Below are 16,659 nucleotides of genomic sequence, written 5' to 3' on the forward strand. Positions count from 1 at the left end.
GACTCACGGTGCCTTTGGCAATCTTCCTCTGATGCTTCGGAACGACGCCAGCCAGCATTTCGTTCGTGACGTCGTCGAGCAGCAGCGTCGGTGATGCCCACCAGTCCTCGCGTCCAAATCGGTCCGCCGGCAGCGCGTGCATCGTGTTGCGGAGAGTGACTTCGAGGTCTGCGGCCATCGGGAGCACTGCTGCTGAGACTTCAATGTTCCAGCGATACAGTGCCCATGCGTCGGCGTCCGTCGAAGAATGTTGCCGGGGATTTGCCTGCTACTGCCTGAGTTCGCAAACAACGTTGGCTAGCTGCCCATGGCCATGACGGCGGCTGGGCCCACCGGTCTCAGAATGCGCGCGAGCGCGATTCGCCGCGCATCGTGAGTGAAGTGCTCGGCGTCAACCAAGCCCTCTACGACGTCGCCTTCAAGCCGCCGGCACCTCCAGATGGCAATAGGCGAATGGGAGCTGCCGCGGCGGTGGTGCCAAGGAGTGCGATCACTCGGTATGGCCGGTGCGGCGTAGCTACCCTCCATATCGATGTGCCCAGCCGCCTTGCCAACGGTCCGGCCGTGGGCCGCTCGGCGCAAGAGCCTGTCCCGTCTCGCGGGAGGCAACGAAGAGCAGCTTGCAACCCTGCGGTGGATTCTCACACGCGCCGCCACGCATCAGACCTCGGCAGATTCTCTTTGGCGGAGCTATATGAGCACGTACGAGATCACAGAATCGAGTGCACGGGTCAACATTCAAGACCTCAAGGGGTGTGGCTTCCTTGAGCCAGGCGGCAACGCCGATAGCGAGATGTACCCAAGTCAGCCGGCCCGCGAATGGATGGACAGCGGCGATGATGATCTTGCGTTCGGCATTCTGCATGCCAACGTGAGATTCATCGGCGAGATCTTGTTTGAGCTCCGGACCGGAGTGCGCTCGCGGGAGCAGCTTCTAGGTATCGCCAACCGGAAGTATGGCTTCAGTTGGCAAACGCGAGGCCAGGTTGGAGACCGCCTCTGCTGGCTTCGAAGCGCGGGCTATGTGGTTGCTCTGGGTCGCGAGGAGAGGCGTGTTACGAGCAGAGGACTCGAATTCCTCGAGCGCATCGATCTGCATCTCCCGGCCTAGAAGCACACAGTGGCAAGCCCCAAGGCCAAGTGCGGGCTAGCTGAGTTAGTCCCTAGTCACCGCAGCGATCTACATGATGTAGAGAGTCTCAGCCGCTCTGTCGCAATGGAGATACGGCCATACTGTGCCGATGTCGATGAATCCGTTGCACTCTGGCCAGCCTCACTCTCGTCAGGGCAGGTTGGTGCGGTTTGGAGTCAGTGCCTTCGCCGCTGTCGCAGCTCTGCTGTTGGCTGAGACGCCGCTTGCCGCCCATGAGCCCTCGGTACCCAAGCTTCCCAACAACACCGGTTGCGAACAATTCGCTGTGCTGGTCAAGGCCTCAGTGACCGAGGATCGAGCGGCGGCCAACATGCTCGCCGAAGCGCTGCGTCTCCGATCCGGGGACCGGTGCCTGCTCGATGTTGCCGATGGCGTTGCGGTGGGTATGCAGATTGACAGCGCGGAGGTCACCGCCGGTCGTCAGGTCGTGTTCGTCGTAGGCGGCCCAGCGGCCATATCGGCCGAGCTGTTGATGGCCCTGGGTATCGATCGCGCGGTACGAGTCTCGGGCGCGGATCGATGGGCAACTCAGCGAGCAGTAGTACAAATCGTCTGGAATCTCGGAGGCGACGAGGATTACCTTCCAGAAGCCGCGCCGATTCAGGCTGCTGGGAGTGCACCGACACAGGCTGAGGACGCGACCGAAGCCGAGCTTTGGGAATGGACCGGATGGGGCAACGCACTCGATGGCTTCGCAGGGTCAGCGAGACTCAAGCAGAGCAAGTCTGGCAAGTCCAACCTCATCATCGCTTGCAGTGCCGATGCGACTCTTGCTGTTGCAATTGCAAGGAATAGCGACGGGACCGCATACGCCCAAGATGGAAGCGGCGGCTTGTACGTCAACACGAGCTACCGCGTGGGTCCAGTCGGCTCGACAGTGAGCGACGGTACGCGTTGGCGCGTCAGTACTGCGGGAACCGAGGATTATCTGTACATGCCGACGGGCGAGCACACCGCATTCATTGCAGCGGTTCGAGCCGGACTCATCCAAGGACACACGACCCTGCACGGTCTGTCTTGGACGGCATCGTGGCAAGGTACGGGCGAATGGAATCTCACTGGTTGGGAGCGGGAAGTTGAGCAGGTGCTACGAGCCTGTGGCCACTGAGGACATCGGCAGGCGTTCCTGACGTGGTCTGATTGGCAGCCAAGTCCAAGATGACGCACTGCCGGTGCTCCAGATCCGTGGACACTGCCGGTATCTCTCACGCCGAGCTACGAGAACGCATCGGATGGAATGTGAATGGCGCAGCGGCCGTCGCTAGACGATTTCCCACTAGCCGAACCACTCTCGGACGAGCTGCGTGTACGTGGATTGCGTGCTCAACGTCATCAGCGTTCCGGGTTTGGTCAGGAGGGAGATCTAGCTGAACCATATGTTCGCCGTCTCCTCGTCCCGCCGCGTCGAATCGAGATTCTCTGATCGGCAGTGCCTGACCCTTCGCCCGAGGCGCCGCCTGATGTCCGCCGGCGTCTGCGATGTTGTCTGTACGGCAGCGACACCGAGAATGATGGGTCGCCATCGCCCAAAATCCATCGTCACTTCCGAGGGCTCGCGTGTTGTGTCTCGAAGGGCGCGAGGCATCCGGGTAGCGGTTCCGACTGTCTCTGTCAGCGCTTCAAGCTTGCGGGCGGGCGACGAGACGCAGATCGGCGTCGAGCGCATCCGCGATCCTCTGCAGGGTGCGTGCAGTCGGGCTAGTTGAACCGCGCTCTATCCGGCTGATGTCTGCTTGGCTCATGTCGCAACGCGCAGCCAGTTGCGCCTGGGTGAGACCGAGCTTGTTGCGCAGGTCCATCACTTGCACAGCGATCTCGTACGCCTTCGCGAAGACTTCGGCTTGCGTCACAGCTTCAGAGCCGAGCCGTGCCCGGCGCGATGCGAACACCTCGTCGTATGCGAGTGACATCTGAGTCTCCTCTTCGCGCAGCACTATAGGAAATTCACCATAGGGCGTCAACGATCTCGCCGTCGCTCACGACGCCGACGTTCCTTGTACTGCGCTAGCAGCTTGCGTGCACGCTCAATTTCTCGCTGCTGGCGCTTCGCCTTCGGGGATCTGCCCTTGTCGTAACCGCCGAGCAGCAGGACGACCTTCTCGCCGTGAAAGTGCACAAAGATGCGCAAGAGCACAGATTCCTTCTTGGTGCCCACGCTTGGGGCTTCCGCATCGAACATTCGGGCGATGTCGCGCGCCTCATGCCGAATCCGGAACTCGTGAAGTCCCTCGCCGAGCGGCTTGAGCCAATGCGAGCCAGCGAGATCGAGCCCTCGACTTGCCAGGACATGCTTGATGGCCATGTCGAGTGCAGCGAACTTGAAATCGGACAGCGAGTCGCCGAACTGTCGATAGGGAATCGTCCCATCGTCGGCTCTGAACACCTCCACCGTCCACAAGTCAGCCATCCGGGGCAAGCTAGCGACGGCGCCCAATCCGGCTAAGGCGAATTGCCCTTCCGGCAAGGGTCTGGCTCAGGAACGAGGCCGAATCTGGGTTTCTGCGGTCGGATGAGTCGCTTCGGGTACGGTCGCCTTGAGTCGGAGGGCACTCATGACGCAGTCGGTGGCGAGCTTGGCGGTCGAGACGCTCATCGCGAACGGGTTCGACAACCTGTACTGCCTGCCTGGGGTGCAGAACGACCCGTTCTTCAACTCGCTGTACGACCGCCGCGATGCCTTGGCACCGGTCCACACCCGCCACGAGCAGGGCGCCGCCTACATGGCGCTCGGCGCTGCGCTGGCGACCGGGCAGCCGCAGGCGTTCTGCGTCGTGCCAGGGCCCGGCCTGCTGAATACTGCGGCGGCGCTCAGCACGGCGTACGCCACGAACGCGCCGGTGCTGGCCTTGGTGAGCGAGATCCCCTCTGCTGGGATCGGCCGGGGGTACGGCGCCCTGCACGAGCTGCCCGATCAGCTGGGCGTGCTGGAACGGCTCACCCGGCACGCCGAGCGCATCAGCGATGGCGCCGATGCTCACGCCGTGCTCCAGCGTGCGATGACCGCACTGCGCTCGGGGCGCCAGGGGCCCGTCGGCGTGGAGGTCCCGACCGACGTCTGGAGCTCGGCCGCCGAATCCGTATCCGATGATCTTGTTGCGCCGGCGCGTCCCGGCCCGGAGCCCGACACCGCAGCCATCGCCGAAGCGGCGCAGCTCCTGACCGGCGCGAAGCGGCCGATGATCGTGGTGGGCGGCGGTGCCCAGGATTCCTCAGAGCACGTCACACAGCTCGCCGAGCGGCTGTCAGCGCCGGTGGTTGCCTTCCGCAGCGGGCGCGGCGTGGTGCCCTCGGATCACCCGTTGAGCATCACCACGCCGACGGCGTACCAGCTCTGGCCGCAGGTCGACCTGGTGATCGGGCTGGGCAGCCGGATGGGCATGCAGCAGTCTGTATGGGGAGTCGACAACGACCTCAAGATCGTCCACATCGACATTGACACCGATGAGATCGGCCGCTTCGGACCGCCCACGGCGGGCATTCATGCCGATCTTGCTGACGCGTTGCCCTTGCTTGCCGATGCACTCGGCGCCACGCAAGCCGACCGCTCCGAATGGCGTGCCGAAGTCGAGGTCGCCCGAGCCGATGCCGAGGCCGCGACCGCCGAGGCCCTTGCGCCCCAGTACGGCTGGCTCGGCGCTATCCGGGCGGAGCTGCCGCCCGAGGGCGTCTTCGTCGACGAGATGACCCAGTGCGGCTACGTGTCCTGGCTCGGGTTTGACGTGTACCGACCCAGGACGTTCCTCACCGCCGGATACCAGGGCACGCTCGGCTACGGGTTCGCGACTGCGCTGGGCGCGGCACATGCCCGGCGCGACGTGCCGGTGCTGTCGATTGTGGGCGACGGGGGAGCGCTGTTCACGATCAACGAGCTGGCGACCGCGGCCCACCACCGGATCCCGCTGACGACGATCGTGTTCAACGACCACGCTTACGGCAATGTGCGCCGGATCCAGCGCGAGCGGTTCGAGGGCCGGGTCATCGCCAGTGAGCTCACCAGCCCAGACTTCGTGAAGCTGGCCGACTCGTTCGGCGTGCGAGGCGTACGGGCGAGCACGCCGGACGAGCTGCGCCCGTGCCTGCGCGAGGCGCTGAGCTCCGATGAGCCGACCGTGATCGAGGTGCCGTTCGGCGAGGTGCCCTTCCCGTGGCCGTACATCATGCGGCCACGGATCCGCGGCCAGCAGCCGGGCGGCTGAGGCTCATGCCGTACAACATCAACTTCTGCCAGGACCAGATCACGGCCGGCGGCGCCACCGCCGCGCCGCTCGGCCCGCTGCCGCGACTGCTCTACGTGCGAGATGGCGAGGTGGAGGTCAATGGCAGCGTGCTGCGAGCCGGTGAGTCGGCCGCGGCGTCAGCAGGCTGCGAAATACAGGGCCGCGCGGAATGGTCGCAGATCTGGCGCTGGGAAGTCGACCTGCCCAACAAGCCCCAGACAGCGCTGCAGGGCGACGGCCTGCTCACGATCCGCCGTATGAGCCGGCTCATCACCACGCTGGACCTGGCCCGCGGGAGCGAGTGGCTGCTCCGACTCGACCAGATCACGTCGCGAGCGGGCCACATCTCCGATCCCCACACCCATCCCGGTCCGGGAATCCGCTGCCTGCTGCGGGGCACGTTCAACATCGAACAGTCGGGTGAGCGCTACCGGAGCGGCGTACCCGGCGAGCCGTGGTGGGAATCGGGCGGCGATGAGGTCGTGTTCTGGGGCAGCGAGACCATGGAGGCCAGCTTCCTGCGCGGCATGGTGCTGCCGGTTGACTGCGCAGGCTCGCCGACGGGCAACACCAGCACCACCGACCCCAATCGCCAGCGCGCTCGCTGGACACTCCACGTCGATGAGCGCTTCACCGTGCCCGACAGCGATCGCTGAGCCGATCTGCCGAATTGCCGAAGGCTTGACGAGCGGCCACAACTACCGTGGCCCTGCGGCGAGTTCTTGCCCCGCGGTCAGCGCGTGCCGAGGCTCTCCGTGCCTCAGAAGGGATGGCGTCAGAATCAATGGCCTCGAACGGGACGACTTCAGCAAGTGCCGCGAATGCGGCCGCATCGGTGGAGCTGCCGGCGGGCTTCGGCTGCCATGTCGGCAACATCGGCATCAAGGACGACACCGACGATGTGATGGTGCTCGCGGCCGACCACACGGCCGCAGCGGCGGGAGTGTTCACCAAGAGCCTGTTCACCGGTGCGAGCGTGCGTCTCAGCCGAGCCAACGTGGCCGACGGTCGGGCGCGTGCCGTGGTGGTCGTGTCGAAGAACTCCAACGTGGCGACCGGGGATCAGGGTGAGCGAGACGCCGCGAACCTGGCACGACGTGTCGCGGAACTGCTGGTCTGCGAGCCCGACCACGTCTTGGTGGGCTCCACCGGCCTGATCGGCGTGCCCTATCCCGAAGGCAAGGTGGATGCCTATTTCGACGGGCTGATCGCCCGCCATGACGAGGCAACCCAGGTTGCCCTGCGGGCGGGCGCCGTGCCTGTCGAGGCGGGCTCGGACGATGCGTGCGCCCCGAGCACTGTGTGGTCGCGCGATGCAGTGGCCGCCGCGACCGCGATCATGACGACCGACACGCATCCCAAGACCGCCCGTGTGACGATCCCCGCCGGCGACGGAACGGCGGCCGTGGTGGGCATTGCCAAGGGCTCGGGAATGATCGAGCCCGACATGGCCACGATGATCTCGGTGATCACCACCGACGCCGAGATCGCTCCCGATCGGCTCGACGCGATGCTGCGCCGCGTGTGCGATGTCACGTTCAACGCGCTCAGCGTGGACAGCGACACCTCCACCAGCGACATGGTGGTGGTGCTGGCGAACGGTGTGGCCGGGCCCGTCGACGAAGCCGAGCTGGAGGCTGCGCTGGGCGCCGTGAGCCTGGATCTGACACGCCAACTCGCCTTTGACGGCGAGGGCGCCGAGACCCTCATCGTGGTCACGGTGAGCGACGCTCGCGACGACGCGCAGGCCAAGCGTGTGGCCAAGGCCATCGTGAACTCGCCGCTCGTCAAGACGGCAGTACACGGGCGCGACCCCAACTGGGGCCGAGTGGCGATGGCGATCGGCAAGTGCAGCGACGAGACCGACATCGATCCCGATCGGATCAGGATCCGCTTCGGCGACCAAGAGGTGTATCCCACGCCAGCAACCCCCGAGGCCCTCGCAGAGCTGGAGGCCTACTTGGCATCCGACGAAGTGCTGATCTCGGTGGACCTGGGCGTTCGTTCCGACGGCACAGCCGGCTCATTCACCGTGTACGGCTGCGACCTCACCGACCAGTACGTCCGCATCAACGCCGACTACACGACGTAATCCACCACCCCCGCATGGCCGCCCGTGAATGACGACCTGAGCAGCGACCCGATCCTCGCACCGCTGAACGCCGGACAGCGGGCCGCCGTGCTGCACGGCGATGGCCCGGCGCTCGTGGTGGCCGGGGCCGGCTCAGGCAAGACCCGGGTGCTGAGCCACCGCATCGCGTACCTGCTCGCGCACCGCCAGGTCAGCCCGTTCGGCCTGCTGGCGATCACGTTCACCAACAAGGCCGCGGGGGAGATGCGGGATCGCATCGGCAGCCTTGTCGGTCCCGTGGCGCGCCGGATGTGGATCTCCACGTTCCACAGCGCCTGCGCCCGCATACTGCGCAGCCACGCTGACGCCATCGGCTATCCGGCCACGTTCAGCATCTACGACCAAGCCGACGCGCGGCGGCTCACCCGCTATGTCGTACGCGACCTCGACCTCGACCCCAAGCGGTACAACGAGCGCGCTGTGCACGCAGCGATCTCGACACTGAAGAACCAGCTCACCGCACCGACCCGCGCAGCCGAGGTGGCCGAATCACCCGACGGCGGCGGGCCGTTCAATCGTGAAGTGGCCCGCGTCTACTCCGAGTACCAGAAGCGGCTGCGGCGCGCCGGCGCGATGGACTTCGACGATCTGCTGATGCTGGGCGTGGAGCTGCTCAGCGCGCATGACGAGGTGGCGGAGCACTACCGGCAGCGCTTCGAGCACATCCTGGTCGACGAGTACCAGGACACGAACCTGGCACAGGTTCGCCTGATCGGGCTGCTCAGCGGCCCGTTGCAGAACGTGTTCGTCGTGGGCGACTCCGATCAGTCGATCTATGCGTTCCGGGGCGCCGACATCACCAACATCTTGGAGTTCGGGGCCACCTTCGACCATGCCTCGACCTATGTGCTCGACCAGAACTACCGCTCCAGCCAGGCCATCCTGGACGCAGCCAACTCGGTGATCCGCAACAACTTCGGACGGCCGTCGAAGAACCTCTGGACTGATCAGGCTGGTGGTGCCAAGCCGATCCGGTACCGCGGTACCAACGAGGAAGACGAGGCTCGATATGTCTGCTCGGAGCTGCGGCGCATGCATAGCGACGGCCAGATCGATTGGTCCGACGCGGCGGTTTTCTACCGGTCCAACGCCCAGTCGCGCGTGATCGAGGAAGAGCTCGTCGCCAACGACATGCCCTACCAGATCATCGGCGGCACCCGGTTCTATGACCGGCGTGAGATCAAGGATGCGTTGGCATTCCTGCGGGCCGCGGTCAACCCGTCCGACGAGGTGTCGCTCAAGCGGGTTGTGAACCTGCCGGCCCGCGGCGTCGGCGACCGCACGATTGCCAAGCTGGACGATGCGGCGGCGCGGGGCGGCACGTCGCTCGCCGAGGCGATCGACCGGATGGAATCACTCGGTGTGCGCGGCACTGCCAACAGCGGCCTGCAGCAGTTCCGTGAGCTGATGAGCCGTGCCCGGGCCCGCATCGACGAGGGTCCCGCTGCTGTGCTCGAAGTGGCGCTGAACGAGTCGGGCTATGTGCAGGCGTTGCACGACGAGGGAACTGTCGAGTCCGACGGACGGCTGGAGCATCTCGAAGAGCTGGCAGGCGCCGCTGCCGAGTTCGCATCGTGCGACGAGTTCCTCGAGCAGGTGTCGCTCGTCAGCGATGTCGACGAGATGACCGATGCCTCCCAGGTCTCGCTGATGACGCTGCACTCCGCTAAGGGGCTGGAGTTCGACATCGTGTTCGTGACCGGCATGGAGGACGGCATCTTCCCGCACCACCGCTCGATGACCGATCCGGGCGAGCTGGAGGAAGAGCGCCGGCTGGCCTACGTCGGCATCACCCGGGCGCGCAAGCAGCTGTACCTGACCCACTCATGGAGCCGGATGCTGCACGGCCAGACCAGCTACAACCCGTCCAGCCGGTTCATCGACGAGATCCCGCCGGACCTGCTGGACGACCGCTCCGACGACACGCAGCGTCTCGGCAGCTCGTGGCGGTCGGTCACGAGCGACTGGGGCGCCAACCGAAGCGCCAGCCAGCCCAGCGAGTACAGCCAGCTCGACGAGTCGGAGCTGGCCGGCCGGAGCCACCCGCGCAGCGATCCCACGCGCCACGACGACAACGCGGCGAAGGGCCGTGAATCTCGCCGGGAGGAGGCCCGCCGCCGGGTGGCCGCCCGGATGGGCGAGCCGAAGCCGGCCCCCTCGGCCGACCTCGGCTACGGGGTGGGAGACGATGTGCTGCACGCCCGTTTCGGCGCGGGTGTCGTGCAGGACATGCGGCCCGACGGCGACGACTGGGAGGTCACCGTCCACTTCTCCGATGTCGGCACCAAGACCCTCGTAGCCAGCTTCGCCAACCTCCGCCGCCCCCCCGCCTAGTACGCCGGCGGGGGGAGACAACCGCATGAGCTGTGGAGGCGGCGGCAGGGCTCTGCGAGGTTGGAACCTGCTGGATTCCCGGAGCAGAGCCCTGCCGCCGCCTCCACAGCGGGCGACAACCCACCCTCCTATGCTCCCCGCCGTGGATCTCTTCGAGTATCAGGGCAAGCAGTTCTTCAAGAGCTTCGGCATGCCGGTATCCGACGGCGAAGTCGCCTTCAGCGTCGACGAAGCAGTGGCCGCCGCGGAGCGCTTGGGCACGCCGGTGATGGTGAAGGCACAGGTGCACACCGGCGGGCGCGGCAAGGCGGGCGGCGTCAAGTTCGCCGCCGCCGTGGACGATGTGCGGACCCACGCATCCAACATCCTGGGACTCGACATCAACGGCCACGTCGTGCGGCGGCTGTGGATCGAGAAGGCGTCGGACATCTCCGAGGAGTACTACGCCAGCTTCACGCTGGACCGCTCGGCCAAGAAGCATCTCGGGATGCTGTCGGCCGAGGGCGGCGTCGAGATCGAGACCGTGGCGGCCGAGAATCCCGACGCCATCAGCAAGGTGCTGGTGGACCCCGCCGAGGGTTTGACCGAAGAGGCTGCCCGCGCCTGGGTGGAGGGCGCCAACCTCAATCCGGCCGCCACCGATCAGGCCGTCGAGATCCTGCGCAAGCTGTACACGGCCTACACCGAGGGCGACGCCGACCTCGTCGAGATCAACCCGCTGATCCTGACGCCCGAGGGCCGGGTGCATGTGCTCGACGCCAAGGTCACCCTCGACGCTAACGCCGTGTTCCGTCACGAGGACTATGCGCAGTACGACGAGACCCAGCCCCGAGACGAGCGCGAGGAGGCCGCCCACGCCAAGGGCCTGCAGTACGTGGGCCTCGCCGGCAGCGTCGGCGTCATCGCCAACGGTGCCGGACTGGCGATGAGCACCGTCGACGTGGTGAACCAGGTGGGTGGCAAGCCGGCCAACTTCCTGGACATCGGCGGCGGGGCCAATGCTCAGGTGATGGCCAATGCGCTGGAGGTCATCAACAACGATCCCGACGTGCGGGCCATCTTCATCAACATCTTCGGCGGCATCACCCGCGGCGAGGAAGTGGCCAACGGCATCATCGGGGCGCTCGACGCGGTCGACATCGAGGCGCCGATCGTGCTGCGCCTCGACGGCACCAACGCCGCGGAAGGGCGGGAGATCCTCGCCCCTCACCTCAACGAGAAGCTGGTGATGGAACCGACCATGCTCGACGCCGCCCGTCGAGCCGTCGCGATGGCTGCGGCCTGATCACGGGAGCTTGAGATGAGCATTTTCGTCAACAAGGACACCAAGGTCGTCTACCAGGGCCTCACCGGCTCGCAGGGCCGCTACTACGGAATGCTGAACCGCGACTACGGCACCAACGTGGTGGCGGGCACCAATCCCCGCAAGGCCGGCACCGACGTCGAGGGCGTGCCGGTGTTCGCCAACTGCACCGAGGCGGTCGCGGCGACGGGTGCCAATGCCTCGTGCATCTTCATCCCCGCTCCGGGCGTGTTCTCCGCCGTGATGGACGCCGCCGAGGCCGGCATCGAGTTCGTGGCCTGCATCACCGAGGGTGTGCCGGCGCACGACGAGGCCCGCTTCTTCAACATGCTCAAGCGCGATTACCCGCATGTCCGGCTGCTGGGGCCGAACTGCCCGGGCATCATCACGCCGGGGGAGTGCAACATCGGCATCACCGCGGGGCACATCGCCAAGCCGGGCGGGCCGGTGGGCATCGTCAGCCGGTCGGGCACGCTGACCTACCAGGCGCTGTACGAGCTGCAGCAGAAGGACATTGGCGTCACGACCTGTGTGGGCATCGGCGGTGACCCGGTGCCGGGCACGTCGTTCATCGACTGCCTCGAGGCGTTCGAGGCCGATCCCGACACGAAGGCCGTGATGATGATCGGCGAGATCGGCGGCTCGGCCGAGGAAGAGGCTGCCGAGTTCATCAAGCACCACATGTCCAAGCCGGTGTCGAGCTACATCGCGGGGGTGACCGCGCCTCCGGGCAAGAAGATGGGCCACGCCGGTGCCATCGTCTCGGGCGGCAAGGGAACTGCGGCGGCCAAGATGGATGCGCTGCGCGACGCTGGGGTGCGAGTGGGCCTGAACCCCACCGAGGCCGGCGAGCTGATGGCGGAGATCGTCGCCGAGCTGTAGCTACTGCGGCACGATCTGCCGGTAGATCTCGAGCAGCGCTGCAGCGTGGGCCTGCGGGTTGAACGCTGCCAGCGGGTCCGCACCCGGATCGGGCATATCTGGGCCTGACTGCAGGGCAGCAGTGAGAGCATCGGAGAGCGCGGCGGCATCGTCGGGCGGGACGAGGCGTCCGTTGGTTCCGTCAATGATGAACGCGGGTGCGGCGCCGACAGCGCTGGCGACGACGGGGCGACCCGCGGCGAGAGCTTCGGCCACGACCATCCCGAAACCCTCGCGGCGGCTGGGCACGCACACGAGGCGGGCGCGGCGGTACCAGTCGCCGATCTCAGACGGCGCCACCGCTCCGGCGAACGTTGCGCTCACGCCTCGCCGCAGTGCCAGTGCTTCGAGCAGTGCACGGTCGGGGCCGTCGCCGACGATGACCAGTTCGGGTCGCTCCTGTGCGGGCATGAGCGCCACGGCCTCGATGAGCACGTCGAAGCCCTTTTCGGCCATGAGCCGGCCGACGCCGACCACGGGGCCGTCCGCGGGTGCCGGTGTGGGCGCTCCCAGCCGGTCGCTGCCCACCGGCATCGACACGACCTGCAGAAGGGGCCCGCTTCGGCGTCCAGCCAGTTCGGCAGTCGGCTGGGGGCGCCGGCCGCGAGGTCGTCGCATCAGCGAGATCGCCCAGTCCTGCAGATCCTCGGACACCGTCACAACAGCGTTCGCTCGGCGCAGCACCCGGCGTGCCAGCCAGCGGTGCACGGCGTTGGTGGTGACGGCCGCATCGGAACCGTGCACGTGCACCACGCTCGTCGCTCGGCGTCCAGCCGCAGCGGCGGCAGCGACGGCCACCAGCCCGCAGGGGAACCACCAGTGGCCGTGGATGACTGCGGCGTCACCTGCTGACGCGGCCAAGCCGGGCGTGCGTTGCGGGCGGGAGCGTGCTTGGCGTGCCGCGGCGAGGGTGAGCCGGGCAATCATCGGGATGACCCACAGCGCTGACAGCCCGGAGAACACGCGGTAGCTCTCGCCCAGCGCTACCCGCGCTTCCACTCCGGCCGGGGCGAACCGCACCCGGTGCACCTCGATGCCTCCCACCTCCGCGCGGCGCGGCGCGTCCGGATGCGCGGGGCACACCACGGTTACATCGGCGCCGGCGGCCGCCAGCGCCCGTGCGTGATCGGCCAGGAACGGCTTGTGGTGGTCGTCGAGCGAGGTCGGAAACCCAGGGGCCACCAGCACGACTCGCACACGCCCAGTCTCGCAGCGGACCTCGCCCGAAGTCGTCCCCGAGAGCGCAAGTACGCTCGGCGCGATGCTGGCTCGGTGGCAGATGCGCCAAGCGTGCCGGACATGGTGGATGCTCGGCCTCACGGGCGTGCAGTCGTGACGGGATCCGACGGCAGCATCGGCGAGCGGCGGCGAACCGGCGCTGGGGTGCGGTGGTTGCTGGGTCTGGCAACGGCGGCGATGATCGTCTGGCTGGCGGTTCGCTACTGGGACGACCTGCGCCGGATCGACCTGCAGGTCGACGCCGTGGGGCTGCTGGGAGCCGTCGTGGTGTCGGTGACTGCCACCTGGTGCTTGGCACTCGGATGGCGGGAGCTCATCGGTGGCTACGGCACACGGGTGGCGCAAGGCCCGGCGCTGCGTGTCTGGATGCTGTCCCAGGCGACGCGCTACCTGCCGACCGGGCTGGTGCCGATTGCCGCCCGGGCCGGCCTGGCTGCTCCACTGGGCGTGAATCGGGCTGCCGCTGGGGCGTCGGTGATCGTCGAGACCGCCACGCTGGTCGGCTGGTCGGCGGTGTTCGCGGCGCTGTGGGCGCCAGCCGACTGGCTGGGCACCGCGGGTGGCTGGCTCGCACGCATCGTGCTCGGCCTTGGTGCCGCGATCGGTCTGGTGACGCTGCCGTGGACCTTGGCGGGTGCCGGGACCTGGTGGCGTCGCATCGACGGCCTGATGCGTCGAGCACCCGCTCTGCGCTGGCTTTCAGAACGGATTCACTCCGACTCGCTCAGCGCCGAGCGCGCCACCGTGTGGCGAGCTGCGTTCGTCTATGGACTGGCAGTGGCGCAACGTCTCATGGCGGCGGTACTGCTTGCTGGTGCGCTGCTCGCCGCCGGCGTCGATGACGTCTGGCTGATTGCCGGTGCCACCGCCGCGGGCATCGTCGTGGGCATGGTCGGGATCACACCGGCCGGGCTCGGCGTGCGCGAGGTCGTGGTCGCAGCCCTGCTGGCCGAGCGCTTCGGGGTCGGCGACGCAGCCGCGTTCGCCATCGCCGTGCGGGCCCTGGAATTCGCCCACGAGTTGGTGCTGCTGCCGCTCGCCGCGGCGGCCGGACGCGCCAAGCTGACAGATTCCTGAGCGCTCGGTCCGAATCCACTGAGAGTTAGCCGGACTATTGGAGGTGTCCCCGTGAGCCGACCGTTTCGATTCGGGGTCCAGGCATTCAATGCCGATTCAGCAAGAGAATGGAAGGACTTGGCTCGGTCTGCTGAGGACCTCGGCTACAGCTGCCTGCACCTCGCCGACCACTACCTCGGCCCCGGCGCGGCGATGACCGCCGCAAGTCATCCGCCCCAGAATCTGGCGGCGCTGCCGGCAATGGCCACTGCCGCGGCGGTCACTCAGAACTTGCTCATCGGCGCGAGGGTGATGTGCGTCGACTACCACCAGCCGGTCGTGCTGGCCAAGTCGCTCGCCACGATCGACCTGCTGTCTGACGGCCGGCTGGAGCCAGGGTTCGGTGCGGGCTGGGTGACCAGCGAGTACGAGGCGATGGGCGTGACGATGGACCGGCCCGGCGTCCGCATCGACCGCATGATCGAGCATGTGCAGTTGGCGCGAGCGTTCTTCGCCGGTGAGGAGCTGGATTTCGACGGCGAGCACGTGCAGGTGCGTGACATGGCCGCCGTGCCCGCCTCGCCGCAGCCCGGCGGGCCGCGGATCATGATCGGCGGCGGTGCGCCGCGTGTGCTGCGCACCGCGGGCGAGATGGCCGACATCGTGTCGATCAACTTCGACAACTCCGCGGGCAAGATCGGCGCCCACGGCATCGGATCGGGAACGGCCGCTGGCACCGCCGCCAAGATCGACTGGGTCCGCGAGGGCGCCGGCGATCGCTTCGCCGATCTCGAGATCGAGATCGGCGCCTACTTCACGACCGTCACCGATGCGACGCAGCCGACGCTGGAGGCCATGGCCGGCGCCTTCGGGATGCCGCCCGAAGAGCTGGCACGCCACCCGCATGCGCTCATCGGCTCGGTCTCGGAGATCTGCGAGACCTTGCAGCACCGCCGCGACGCCTACGGCATCAGCTACGTGACGGTCCGCGGCGCGAACATGGCGGAGTTCGCGCCAGTGGTTGCAGCGCTGTCGGGCACCTAGCGCGAGGATCATCCCATGGTTGACCTTGACGATTTCGGGCTGTTCGGGCCGGCGGCTCAGCCGGTCTCGCCGAGCGCCCAGCGGATGGCGCGTCGCAGCAGCTCGTAGTACTGGGGCTTGGTCCACGAACAGCGCTCGATGGTGGCGTAGTACTCCAGCACTGGCGCCATGTCCCAGTGTCCCCGGCAGTGGCCGAGCGTGTTGTAGAGCACTGCGCCTCGCCCCAGCGGCCGCACGTACTGGATCAAGTGCGTCTCGTCGCCGTCAGTCCAGTCGGACTCGGCAAAACCGCGTGCTTCTCCTTGCCAGCGCGTCTGCAGCAGCGGCTGCAGTGCGTCGCGGTCGTGGTACTCCATCAGGTACAGCTCGTCGTCGGTGTCGAAGGGCTCGATGTCTGCGACCAGCCAATGCGCTGGGTCGGCAATCTCGACCGGATAGGGCTGTATCGGCGGATGCGCGATGAACTGGCTTCCCAGCGTCTGCGCCCAGGTCGGGAACACCCGCGGCGATTCCACGCCGTTGGGCCGGCCGAGGTCAAGCGCAGCGTTCGTGCCATGCAGCGCAACCCAGCGCCCGCCGCCGCGCACCCAGTCGGCGATCGTCTCCTGCGCCCCGGTGGACGGCCGGACATCACAGGTGTAGCTGACCAGGAAAGCACCCTCACAGATGGCATCCGCGGCCTCGTAATCGGGCCAGACAGTCACCCGGACGTGAGGGTGCTCGGCGAGCAGCCCGAGCAGCTCGGCCCGGGCGAAGTCGATGTCGTGGTACTTGCCGCCGGCGACGAGATGCGCGTCGATGCGTGCAGGCGGATTGCTGCCCGCGTCGTCACGCTGGTCGCCGTCGTGGCTCAATAGTTGACTCGCTTGGTGAAGCCGCCGTCGACCAGGGCGTCTTGGGCGGAGGCGTTCAGGCAGACAATCCAGCCTGGTCAGCCCATGCCGTTGGCGAGCACTGCGCGGCCGTTGGTGGTTGCTCCCAATCGGATGCCCACAACGGCTTGGTAGTCGTCCGACTCGTACGCCGCCCGAGCGGCCTCCATGGTGGGATATTCGATGACGACCGTTTGCGCCCCGGCGTCGCCTTCCTTGATGACCGACGCTGGGTCGAGCACCAACAGCTTGCCGCCGCCCGCCATGATGGGGGCGGCGCCACGCTGGTACTCCTTGTACTTGTCGGGGTCGACGACGTCATAGTTCGCGATGAGATACGCAGGCATCCGACCGGTCTAGCAGGCCACGCCGTCGAACGGAGTCGCACA

The 16,659-nt window shown here is 67.1% G+C and carries 15 protein-coding genes; 10 read left to right on the plus strand and 5 right to left on the minus strand.

Annotation, left to right across the window (positions count from 1 at the left end; genetic code table 11):
* Positions 1 to 694: 694 nt before the first annotated feature.
* Together ACOGI5_RS06240 and ACOGI5_RS06245 are read left to right on the plus strand one after the other, a co-directional pair.
* Positions 695 to 1,111 carry a hypothetical protein gene (locus ACOGI5_RS06240; protein WP_419863563.1) on the plus strand — a complete coding sequence of 139 codons (417 nt, stop codon included), beginning with the start codon at positions 695 to 697 and terminating at the stop codon, positions 1,109 to 1,111.
* Between the two features lie 130 nt (positions 1,112 to 1,241).
* Entirely contained in the window at positions 1,242 to 2,261 is a 1,020-nt protein-coding gene (locus ACOGI5_RS06245) for a hypothetical protein (RefSeq protein WP_419863564.1), read from the plus strand.
* Positions 2,262 to 2,772: 511 nt separating this feature from the next.
* On the opposite strand, the gene ACOGI5_RS06250 is transcribed toward ACOGI5_RS06245, so the two are convergent.
* On the minus strand, positions 2,773 to 3,063 hold the full coding sequence (locus ACOGI5_RS06250; RefSeq protein WP_419863565.1) for a helix-turn-helix domain-containing protein: 291 nt from the start codon (positions 3,061 to 3,063) through the stop codon (positions 2,773 to 2,775).
* A gap of 47 nt (positions 3,064 to 3,110) precedes the next feature.
* The gene (locus ACOGI5_RS06255) at positions 3,111 to 3,560 is read right to left on the minus strand and encodes a hypothetical protein (protein ID WP_419863566.1); all 450 of its coding nucleotides are present in this window, start codon (positions 3,558 to 3,560) and stop codon (positions 3,111 to 3,113) included.
* Between the two features lie 145 nt (positions 3,561 to 3,705).
* Between ACOGI5_RS06255 and ACOGI5_RS06260 the strand changes: the two genes are divergently transcribed.
* From ACOGI5_RS06260 to sucD, 6 genes are all read left to right on the plus strand, one after another.
* Positions 3,706 to 5,349, plus strand: coding sequence for a thiamine pyrophosphate-dependent enzyme (locus ACOGI5_RS06260; protein ID WP_419863567.1), 1,644 nt, complete (start codon positions 3,706 to 3,708; stop codon positions 5,347 to 5,349).
* 5 nt (positions 5,350 to 5,354) lie between these two features.
* Complete coding sequence (locus tag ACOGI5_RS06265) at positions 5,355 to 6,026, plus strand: hypothetical protein (protein WP_419863568.1); 672 nt, start codon at positions 5,355 to 5,357, stop codon at positions 6,024 to 6,026.
* 128 nt (positions 6,027 to 6,154) lie between these two features.
* A complete protein-coding gene (gene argJ, locus ACOGI5_RS06270; protein WP_419865447.1) occupies positions 6,155 to 7,462 on the plus strand; it encodes a bifunctional glutamate N-acetyltransferase/amino-acid acetyltransferase ArgJ in 1,308 nt (435 codons plus the stop codon).
* Between the two features lie 24 nt (positions 7,463 to 7,486).
* Positions 7,487 to 9,835 carry an ATP-dependent helicase gene (locus ACOGI5_RS06275; RefSeq protein WP_419863569.1) on the plus strand — a complete coding sequence of 783 codons (2,349 nt, stop codon included), beginning with the start codon at positions 7,487 to 7,489 and terminating at the stop codon, positions 9,833 to 9,835.
* A gap of 142 nt (positions 9,836 to 9,977) precedes the next feature.
* Positions 9,978 to 11,120: an ADP-forming succinate--CoA ligase subunit beta gene (sucC, locus tag ACOGI5_RS06280; protein WP_419863570.1), complete on the plus strand. Its 1,143-nt coding sequence runs from the start codon at positions 9,978 to 9,980 to the stop codon at positions 11,118 to 11,120.
* A 15-nt stretch (positions 11,121 to 11,135) separates the two neighbouring features.
* On the plus strand, positions 11,136 to 12,020 hold the full coding sequence (gene sucD, locus ACOGI5_RS06285; RefSeq protein ID WP_419863571.1) for a succinate--CoA ligase subunit alpha: 885 nt from the start codon (positions 11,136 to 11,138) through the stop codon (positions 12,018 to 12,020).
* Here the strand turns inward: sucD and ACOGI5_RS06290 are convergent, their stop codons facing one another.
* Positions 12,021 to 13,256, minus strand: a complete 1,236-nt coding sequence (locus ACOGI5_RS06290; RefSeq protein WP_419863572.1) for a glycosyltransferase family 4 protein — start codon at positions 13,254 to 13,256, stop codon at positions 12,021 to 12,023.
* Positions 13,257 to 13,331: 75 nt separating this feature from the next.
* Here ACOGI5_RS06290 and ACOGI5_RS06295 point away from each other — a divergent pair, with 75 nt between their 5' ends.
* Both ACOGI5_RS06295 and ACOGI5_RS06300 read left to right on the plus strand, forming a co-directional pair.
* Positions 13,332 to 14,375 (plus strand): lysylphosphatidylglycerol synthase transmembrane domain-containing protein, encoded by a 1,044-nt coding sequence (locus tag ACOGI5_RS06295; RefSeq protein ID WP_419863573.1) that lies wholly within the window; start codon positions 13,332 to 13,334, stop codon positions 14,373 to 14,375.
* A 51-nt stretch (positions 14,376 to 14,426) separates the two neighbouring features.
* Positions 14,427 to 15,398 (plus strand): TIGR03621 family F420-dependent LLM class oxidoreductase, encoded by a 972-nt coding sequence (locus tag ACOGI5_RS06300; RefSeq protein ID WP_419863574.1) that lies wholly within the window; start codon positions 14,427 to 14,429, stop codon positions 15,396 to 15,398.
* Between the two features lie 56 nt (positions 15,399 to 15,454).
* Here the strand turns inward: ACOGI5_RS06300 and ACOGI5_RS06305 are convergent, their stop codons facing one another.
* Complete coding sequence (locus tag ACOGI5_RS06305; RefSeq protein WP_419863575.1) at positions 15,455 to 16,252, minus strand: ThuA domain-containing protein; 798 nt, start codon at positions 16,250 to 16,252, stop codon at positions 15,455 to 15,457.
* 77 nt (positions 16,253 to 16,329) lie between these two features.
* The gene (locus tag ACOGI5_RS06310; RefSeq protein ID WP_323672358.1) at positions 16,330 to 16,617 is read right to left on the minus strand and encodes a DUF1330 domain-containing protein; all 288 of its coding nucleotides are present in this window, start codon (positions 16,615 to 16,617) and stop codon (positions 16,330 to 16,332) included.
* Positions 16,618 to 16,659 lie beyond the last annotated feature (42 nt).

Source organism: Candidatus Poriferisodalis sp. (assembly GCF_965208925.1).
Taxonomy (GTDB): domain Bacteria; phylum Actinomycetota; class Acidimicrobiia; order Acidimicrobiales; family Poriferisodalaceae; genus Poriferisodalis.

Coding starts and splice junctions, on each gene's coding strand:
- ACOGI5_RS06240 (WP_419863563.1), top strand. CDS start 695: ATGAGCACGTACGAGATCACAGAATCGAGTGCACGGGTCAACATTCAA.
- ACOGI5_RS06245 (WP_419863564.1), top strand. CDS start 1,242: ATGTCGATGAATCCGTTGCACTCTGGCCAGCCTCACTCTCGTCAGGGC.
- ACOGI5_RS06250 (WP_419863565.1), bottom strand. CDS start 3,063: ATGTCACTCGCATACGACGAGGTGTTCGCATCGCGCCGGGCACGGCTC.
- ACOGI5_RS06255 (WP_419863566.1), bottom strand. CDS start 3,560: ATGGCTGACTTGTGGACGGTGGAGGTGTTCAGAGCCGACGATGGGACG.
- ACOGI5_RS06260 (WP_419863567.1), top strand. CDS start 3,706: ATGACGCAGTCGGTGGCGAGCTTGGCGGTCGAGACGCTCATCGCGAAC.
- ACOGI5_RS06265 (WP_419863568.1), top strand. CDS start 5,355: ATGCCGTACAACATCAACTTCTGCCAGGACCAGATCACGGCCGGCGGC.
- argJ (WP_419865447.1), top strand. CDS start 6,155: ATGGCCTCGAACGGGACGACTTCAGCAAGTGCCGCGAATGCGGCCGCA.
- sucD (WP_419863571.1), top strand. CDS start 11,136: ATGAGCATTTTCGTCAACAAGGACACCAAGGTCGTCTACCAGGGCCTC.
- ACOGI5_RS06310 (WP_323672358.1), bottom strand. CDS start 16,617: ATGCCTGCGTATCTCATCGCGAACTATGACGTCGTCGACCCCGACAAG.